Annotated in this window: 8 protein-coding genes; 7 read left to right on the top strand and 1 reads right to left on the bottom strand. The window is 66.3% G+C overall.

The features are described 5' to 3' along the window. The first annotated feature begins 389 nt into the window (after positions 1 to 389). The 5 genes from POR01S_RS23035 (at position 390) to ureC (ending at position 4,509) form a co-directional block, all read left to right on the top strand. Positions 390 to 1,229, top strand: a complete 840-nt coding sequence (locus POR01S_RS23035) for an urease accessory protein UreD (protein WP_042138597.1) — start codon at positions 390 to 392, stop codon at positions 1,227 to 1,229. 114 nt (positions 1,230 to 1,343) lie between these two features. Beyond that, a complete protein-coding gene (ureA, locus tag POR01S_RS23030; RefSeq protein ID WP_007162996.1) occupies positions 1,344 to 1,646 on the top strand; it encodes an urease subunit gamma in 303 nt (100 codons plus the stop codon). Between the two features lie 10 nt (positions 1,647 to 1,656). Beyond that, entirely contained in the window at positions 1,657 to 2,166 is a 510-nt protein-coding gene (locus POR01S_RS23025; protein ID WP_042138595.1) for a GNAT family N-acetyltransferase, read from the top strand. After that, positions 2,163 to 2,468: an urease subunit beta gene (locus POR01S_RS23020; RefSeq protein WP_007162998.1), complete on the top strand. Its 306-nt coding sequence runs from the start codon at positions 2,163 to 2,165 to the stop codon at positions 2,466 to 2,468. Before POR01S_RS23025 ends, POR01S_RS23020 begins: the two co-directional genes overlap by 4 nt. A gap of 340 nt (positions 2,469 to 2,808) precedes the next feature. Continuing rightward, complete coding sequence (ureC, locus tag POR01S_RS23015) at positions 2,809 to 4,509, top strand: urease subunit alpha (RefSeq protein WP_027600952.1); 1,701 nt, start codon at positions 2,809 to 2,811, stop codon at positions 4,507 to 4,509. A gap of 78 nt (positions 4,510 to 4,587) precedes the next feature. Here ureC and POR01S_RS23010 read toward each other — a convergent pair whose 3' ends face one another. After that, a complete protein-coding gene (locus POR01S_RS23010) occupies positions 4,588 to 5,994 on the bottom strand; it encodes an L-cystine transporter (RefSeq protein WP_027600038.1) in 1,407 nt (468 codons plus the stop codon). Between the two features lie 232 nt (positions 5,995 to 6,226). Between POR01S_RS23010 and POR01S_RS23005 the strand changes: the two genes are divergently transcribed. Then, positions 6,227 to 6,556, top strand: coding sequence for a hypothetical protein (locus POR01S_RS23005; protein WP_007163001.1), 330 nt, complete (start codon positions 6,227 to 6,229; stop codon positions 6,554 to 6,556). A gap of 80 nt (positions 6,557 to 6,636) precedes the next feature. After that, a complete protein-coding gene (locus tag POR01S_RS23000; protein ID WP_042138592.1) occupies positions 6,637 to 7,185 on the top strand; it encodes a glutathione peroxidase in 549 nt (182 codons plus the stop codon). Positions 7,186 to 7,610: the final 425 nt, after the last annotated feature.

Genomic DNA, 7,610 nt, shown 5'->3' with positions numbered 1-7,610 from the left:
GGAGCGGCACCGGAGTGAGGGGACCTGGAGCGAAGCGGAGGGCCGAAACGTGGGGCAAGCGTTTTTGGTTACTTTTTTGGCGACTGCAAAAAGTAACTCGCCCGGGTGGGCGAAACAAAACCATCAACAGACCTCGATAAGCAGCTAGAGCACTGGTAAACCGAGGCATCACGGCCAACCTCCGCAACGTTGGGCTTCGCTCCGCTCAGCGCCAACCTACCGAAGCGGTGAAGGTGGTGCGCTTGGGTGAGCGAAATATAAGCATCATCAAAACGCGAGAATCAGCCAAACACCCCCACCATACCTAGCCGAAAGCCAACCTCTGCCCACTCGGTCAGATTCTTGCAAGGCGCTCCCCAAATAGCCCCAACCAGAACAACGACCACCCGATGACCTCTGCCCTGCCCTCTGCCCTTTTCACCCCCGCCTGGTTGGCGCGCCTGGAGCTGGCCTATGCCCGCCAGGGCGACTGGACCCGGCCGACCACCCGCCGCCACCTCGGCCCCTTGCGGGTGCAGAAACACCTGCACGCCGAAGGCCCCGAGGTCTGCCAGCACATCATCGTGCATCCCCCGGGAGGCATCGCCGGGGGGGATCGGCTGGACATCGACGTCAGCGTCGGCGAAAACGCCTGGGCTCAGCTCACCAGTCCCGGCGCAGCCAAGTGGTATCGCGCCGACAGCGCCGCCCACCAGCAGGTCGAGCTGCGCGTCGCCGCCGGTGCCACCCTGGAATGGCTGCCCCAGGAGACCATCGTCTTCGCCGGTGCCCAGGCCCACCTCGCTACCCGCATCGAGCTGGAGGGCGACGCCCGCCTCTGCTACTGGGATATCGTCGCCCTGGGTCGCCCGGCCAGCGCCGAGCGCTTCACCGACGGCCTGTTTCAGGCCCATCTGGACATCCGTCGCGACGGCACCCCGCTGTGGCACGAGCGCCAGCGCCTGGTCGGCGCGGATCGCCTGCTGGACTCGCCCATCGGCCTCGCCGGTCAGCCGGTGTTCGCTACCCTGCTGCTCACCGGCACCCTGGACGCCGACACCCTGGAGCGCTGCCGCGGGCTGGCCCTGCCAGTGCGGGGTGACCTCACCCAACTGCCGGGCCTGGTGGTCGCCCGCTGCCTGGCCGCCGAATCGCTGCAGGCCCGCGCCTGGCTGATCGAGGTCTGGCGCCTGCTGCGCCCGGCGCTGCTCGGCCGCGCTGCCGTACCGCCGCGAATCTGGAGTACCTGATATCTTCGTGATCGCGGCCATGGGCCGCTCCTACATGGAAGCGCAGAATTGTAGGCGCGGCCCACGGCCGCGATGATCGACCTTCACTGACCGAACCTGCCAACCGGAACACCCATGGACCTGACGCCCCGCGAGAAAGACAAACTGCTCATCTTCACCGCCGGCCTGGTGGCCGAACGCCGCCTGGCGCGTGGGGTGAAGCTCAACTACCCGGAAGCCATGGCGCTGATCTCCGCCGCCCTGCTCGAAGGCGCTCGTGACGGTCGCACCGTGGCAGAGCTGATGCACTACGGCACCACCCTGCTGACCCGCGACCAGGTGATGGAAGGCGTCCCGGAAATGATCCCGGAGATCCAGGTGGAAGCCACCTTCCCCGATGGCACCAAGCTGGTCACCGTCCACCAGCCGATCGCCTAGGGAGTCCGCCATGAGTCTGATCGTCCGCGACGCCACCCCTGCCGACCTGCCGGCCGTGCTGCACATCTACAACGACGCCGTCAGCAACACCACGGCGATCTGGAACGAGACCCCGGTGGACCTGGCCAACCGCCAGGCCTGGTTCGACCTGCGCGCCACCCAGGGCTACCCCATCCTGGTCGCCGAGAACGCCGAAGGCACGGTGGTGGGCTATGCCTCCTTTGGTGACTGGCGCCCCTTCGAAGGCTTTCGCCACACCGTCGAGCACTCGGTCTATATCCATCCCGACCAGCGCGGCCAGGGCATCGGTCCGCGCCTGATGACGGTGCTCATCGAACGCGCCCGCGCCTGCGACAAGCACGTGATGGTGGCCGCCATCGAGAGCGGCAACCAGGCCTCCATCCGCCTGCACGAGCGACTGGGCTTTATCACCACCGGGCACATGCCCCAGGTCGGCACCAAGTTCGGTCGCTGGCTGGACCTCACCTTCATGCAACTGATGCTGGAGCAGCGCCCATGATCCCCGGCGAATACCAGATCCAGGATGGCGACATCGAACTCAACGCCGGCCGCCGCACCCTCAGCCTGACCGTCGCCAACAGCGGCGACCGGCCGATCCAGGTGGGCTCCCACTACCACTTCCACGAAACCAACGACGCCCTGGTGTTCGACCGCGCCCTGGCGCGCGGCATGCGCCTGAATATCGCCGCCGGCACCGCCGTGCGCTTCGAACCGGGCCAGAGTCGCGAGGTGGAACTGGTCGAGCTGGCCGGCCTGCGCACCGTCTACGGCTTCGCCGGGCGGGTGATGGGGAAGTTGTAGCGGCAAGCGCCCTCACCCCAACCCTCTCCCAAGGGGAGAGGGGGCTAAAAGCAGACATCGAGCTCCCGCCCTTCCCCCTCCCTCCGGGGGAGGGGAAGGGTGAAGGCCAACCAGAACACCCAGCCTCCCAGGAACGGCTCCCTGCGAGGCAACAGGACGACACCCGCCCTTCCCCTTCTCCCTCCGGGAGAGGGTCGGGGTGAGGGCAAACCAGAACACCCAGCTTCCCAGGGACGACTCCCTGAGAGGCAACAGGATGCCACCCGCTCCTCCCCCTCTCCCTCCGGGAGAGGGTCGGGGTGAGGGCCAACCGGACCACCTTTATTCGGGATCAACGTCTATGAAAATCTCCCGCCAAGCCTATGCCGACATGTTCGGCCCCACCACCGGTGACCGGGTGCGCCTGGCCGACACCGAGCTCTGGATCGAGGTCGAAGAAGACCACACCGTCTACGGCGAAGAGGTGAAATTCGGCGGTGGCAAGGTCATCCGCGACGGCATGGGCCAGAGCCAGCTGCCCGCCGCCGAGGTGGTCGATACCGTCATCACCAATGCGCTGATCGTCGACCACTGGGGCATCGTCAAGGCCGACGTCGGCCTCAAGCACGGTCGCATCCATGCCATCGGCAAGGCCGGCAACCCGGACATCCAGCCCGGCGTCAGCGTGCCCATCGGCGCCGCCACCGAGGTCATCGCCGGCGAAGGCATGATCCTCACCGCGGGCGGGATCGACTCCCACATCCACTTCATCTGCCCGCAGCAGATCGAAGAGGCGCTCATGAGCGGCACCACCACCATGATCGGCGGCGGCACCGGGCCGGCCACCGGCACCTATGCCACCACCGTGACCCCCGGTCCCTGGCACATGGCGCAGATGCTCAAGGCCGCCGACGCCTTCCCGATGAACATCGGCTTCACCGGCAAGGGCAACGCCAGCCTGCCGGGTCCGCTGGAGGAGCAGGTGCGGGCCGGCGCCATCGGCTTGAAACTGCACGAGGACTGGGGCACCACCCCCGCCGCCATCGACAACTGCCTGGCGGTGGCCGATCGCTTCGACATCCAGGTGGCCATCCACACCGACACCCTCAACGAATCCGGTTTCGTCGAGACCACCCTGGGCGCCTTCAAGGGTCGCACCATCCACACCTATCACACCGAGGGCGCGGGGGGCGGCCATGCGCCGGACATCATCAAGGCCTGCGGCTTCCCCAACGTGCTGCCCAGCTCCACCAACCCGACGCGGCCCTTCACCAAGAACACCATCGACGAGCACCTGGACATGCTCATGGTCTGCCACCACCTGGACCCGAGCATCGCCGAGGACGTGGCCTTCGCCGAGAGTCGCATCCGCCGCGAGACCATCGCCGCCGAGGACATCCTCCACGACCTCGGCGCCTTCGCCATGATCAGCTCCGACAGCCAGGCCATGGGCCGCGTCGGTGAGGTCATCACCCGCACCTGGCAGACCGCCGACAAGATGAAGAAGCAGCGCGGCCCGCTGCCCGAAGACGCCGCCGGCAACGACAACTTCCGGGTCAAGCGCTACATCGCCAAGTACACCATCAACCCGGCGATCACCCATGGCATCAGCCACGAGGTGGGCTCCATCGAAGTGGGCAAGTTCGCCGACCTGGTGCTCTGGCGCCCGGCGTTCTTTGGCGTCAAGCCGACGCTGATCCTCAAGGGCGGCGCCATCGCGGCGAGCCTGATGGGCGACGCCAACGCCTCCATCCCCACCCCGCAACCGGTGCACTACCGCCCCATGTTCGGCAGCTACGCCGGCATGCTCCACGACACCAGTCTGACCTTCATCAGCCAGGCCGCCTTTGAGGCCGGGGTGCCGGAGCAACTGGGGCTGAAGAAGCGCATCGGCGTGGTCAAGGGCTGCCGCACCGCGCAGAAGAGCGACCTCATCCACAACGGCTATCTGCCGACCATCGAGGTCGATCCGCAGAACTACCAGGTCAAGGCCGACGGCCAGCTGCTCTGGTGCGAACCGGCCGAGGTGCTGCCGATGGCGCAGCGGTATTTCCTGTTCTAAAGGGGCCTGTTCTAACCAGGCACAGGGTAGGTTGGGCTTCGCTGCGCTAAACCCAACCTACCCGAAGCCCTCTGCGGTTCAGCCGCGACTGATCGGCGCCGCTGGCGCTTCGGCCCGGTCGTTGCGGTCATAGGCGGCCTTGTCCAGCTGGCCCATCCAGCGCGCGGTCAGGGTACCGGCGGTCATGGAGCCGTTGACGTTGAGGGCGGTGCGGCCCATGTCGATCAGAGGTTCGATGGACACCAGCAGCGCCACCAGGGTGACCGGCAGGCCGAGGGCCGGCAGCACGATCAGAGCGGCGAAGGTGGCGCCGCCGCCCACGCCGGCCACGCCCGCCGAACTCAGGGTGACGATGCCCACCAGGGTGGCGATCCACAGCGGATCGAAGGGATTGATGCCCAGGGTCGGGGCGACCATCACCGCCAGCATCGCCGGATAGAGACCGGCGCAGCCGTTCTGGCCGATGGTGGCACCGAAGGAGGCGGCGAAGCTGGCGATGGCCGGCGGTACGCCGAGGCGCTCGGTCTGGGCCTCGATGTTCAGTGGGATGGTCGCCGCGCTGGAGCGGCTGGTGAAGGCGAAGCTCAGCACCGGCCAGACCTTGGGAAAGAAGCGCGCCGGCGACAGGCCGCTCAGGGTCAGCAGCAGCGCATGGACGCCAAAGAGGATACCCAGGCCCAGGTAGGAGGCGATCAGGAAGGTGCCCAGCTTGAGCACGTCCTGGGGACTGGCGGTGGCGACCATCTTGGTCATCAGTGCCAGCACGCCATAAGGGGTGAGTTGCAGCAGCAGGCGCACCAGCTTCATCACCCAGGCCTGGAGCACGTCGATGCCGGCCAGCACCTTCTCGCCACGCACCGGATCGTCGCGCTGCAGGCGCAGGGCGGCGACGCCGAGGAAGGCGGCGAAGATCACCACGCTGATGATGGAGGTGGGATTGGCGCCGGACAGATCGGCGAAGGGATTCTTCGGAATGAAGGACAGCAGCAGCTGCGGCACCGACAGATCCGCCACCTTGCCGACATAGCTGTTCTGCAGGGCGGTCAGGCGCGCGGTCTCCTGGGCGCCCTGCACCAGGCCTTCGGCGCTCAGGCCGAACAGCCAGGTCACCAGCACCCCGACCAGGGCGGCGATGGCGGTGGTGAACAGCAGGGTGCCCAGGGTCAATAGGCTGATGCGCCCCATGGAAGAGGCTTCGCGCAGCCGCGCCACGGCGGCCAGGATGGAGGCGAACACCAGCGGCATGATGCTCATCTGCAGCAGCTGCACATAGCCGTTGCCGACCAGGTTGAACCAGCCGATGGAGGTCTTGAGCACCGGGGCGTCATGGCCGTAGACGAGTTGCAGCACCAGGCCGAAGGCCACGCCCAGCGCGAGACCGATGAAGACGCGCACGGCCAGGCTCCAGCCGGTGTTGCGGGTACGCGCCAGCAGGCCGAGCAGCACGGCGAAGGCGACGAGGTTGAGGACGAGAGGCAGATTCACACGAGGTCTCCGATACGGCGCCCGACGCGGCCGCCGGACGAAAAGGCGGCGATGGTAGCAGCTCGGGCCGACTCGGCTTAGATCGAGGCGCTATCACCTGATAACCCTGGGACCTTGGGAGGAGCGGTTCTATCGCCGGGGCGAACGGTATTTCCGCCGGGCCTGGCGCTGCTAGAGTGCGCCCCGTCGGGAAACGATGCCCGACGCTGCCAACCCAAAAAGGAGTGACTCCATGCAACGTTTCGCCAAGCTCGCCGCTTCCTTCGCCCTCGCCGCCGCCGTCGCCGGCTGCACCGGTACCGCGATGAAGACGCAGAATCTGGATCCGTCGCAGTACACCGTCGTCGGTCATGGCGAGGGCAAGGCCACCGGTCTCATGATCCTGGGCTTCATCCCGGTCCAGCAGAACGACCGCTTCGTGCGCGCCCAGCAGGCCGCCATCAAGTCCCGCGGCGGCGATGCCCTGATCAATGCCCAGGTGCAGGAAAACTGGTTCTGGGCCTATGTCCTGAACGGCTACACCACCACCGTTTCCGGCGACGTGGTCAAGCTTAAGCGCTGAGCCCCGCCCGACCGACAGGCGCCGCCCATGGAGGCGGCGTTTTTGCGCTAGGCTGGTCGCTTCTTTCCGAGGAGCCGACCATGACCGCGACCCTGATGAAACTCCCGCTGCAATCCATCGATGGCGAAACCCTGACCCTGGAACGCTACCTGGGCAAGGTGCTGCTGGTGGTGAACGTCGCCTCCAAGTGCGGCCTGACCAGCCAGTACGAGGGGCTGGAACGCCTCTACGAGGCCCAGCGCGAACGCGGCCTGGAAGTGCTCGGCTTTCCCGCCAACAACTTCAAGCAGCAGGAGCCCGGCAGCGACGCCGAGATCAAGGAATTCTGCACCCTGACCTATGGCGTGCAATTCCCTATGTTCGCCAAGCTCAGCGTCGTGGGTGAAGACAAGCATCCGCTCTATGAAGAACTCACCCGTGCCCAGCCCGAGGCGACCGGCGACGGTCCCTTCCGTGAACGCATGGTGAGCCGTGGCGGCAGCCCCAATCCCAAGCCCGAGGTGCTGTGGAATTTCGAGAAATTCCTGATCGGGCGCAATGGCGAGGTGGTGGGGCGCTTCGCGCCGGATGTGACGGCGGATGATCCGCGACTTCTGGAAGCCATCGAGGCAGAGTTGGCGAAGGGGTGAGGGCTTGAGTGTTCACCAGAGCTGTAGCGTGGAAAACCGCGCAGCGTTTTCCGCTGGCAGTAGCTTGACTACCGAATAGGGGCAACGTCTTTATCGCGGCCATGGGCCGCTCCTACGGGATCTTCCGATTGCTGTAGGAGCGGTCCATGACCGCGATTCCAATAGCTCAAGGACGACGTCTGAGCTTGATCGCCGACAGTGGACAAGGCTTCGCCGTTGTCCACGCTACGGGTTACGGGTTATTCAACCAATACTTTCAGGCTGGCGAATCGCCCCGTTCAGCAGGGCGAACGCCAGTGCCGTGGAGTGGGTCGAGCCGCATGGATGCGGCGAGAGGTCCAGTGGGCCATGGACGGCCCATCTAGACCGACCCCGGAACGGCGCTGGCGTGAGCGGACCTGGAGCGAAGCGAAAGGCCGGATGGT

The sequence above is a fragment of the Pseudomonas oryzihabitans NBRC 102199 genome, from assembly GCF_000730625.1.
Classification (GTDB): domain Bacteria; phylum Pseudomonadota; class Gammaproteobacteria; order Pseudomonadales; family Pseudomonadaceae; genus Chryseomonas; species Chryseomonas oryzihabitans.
This window is presented reverse-complemented; position numbering and strand designations above follow the sequence as displayed.

Coding starts and splice junctions, on each gene's coding strand:
- POR01S_RS23035 (WP_042138597.1), top strand. CDS start 390: ATGACCTCTGCCCTGCCCTCTGCCCTTTTCACCCCCGCCTGGTTGGCG.
- ureA (WP_007162996.1), top strand. CDS start 1,344: ATGGACCTGACGCCCCGCGAGAAAGACAAACTGCTCATCTTCACCGCC.
- POR01S_RS23025 (WP_042138595.1), top strand. CDS start 1,657: ATGAGTCTGATCGTCCGCGACGCCACCCCTGCCGACCTGCCGGCCGTG.
- POR01S_RS23020 (WP_007162998.1), top strand. CDS start 2,163: ATGATCCCCGGCGAATACCAGATCCAGGATGGCGACATCGAACTCAAC.
- ureC (WP_027600952.1), top strand. CDS start 2,809: ATGAAAATCTCCCGCCAAGCCTATGCCGACATGTTCGGCCCCACCACC.
- POR01S_RS23005 (WP_007163001.1), top strand. CDS start 6,227: ATGCAACGTTTCGCCAAGCTCGCCGCTTCCTTCGCCCTCGCCGCCGCC.
- POR01S_RS23000 (WP_042138592.1), top strand. CDS start 6,637: ATGACCGCGACCCTGATGAAACTCCCGCTGCAATCCATCGATGGCGAA.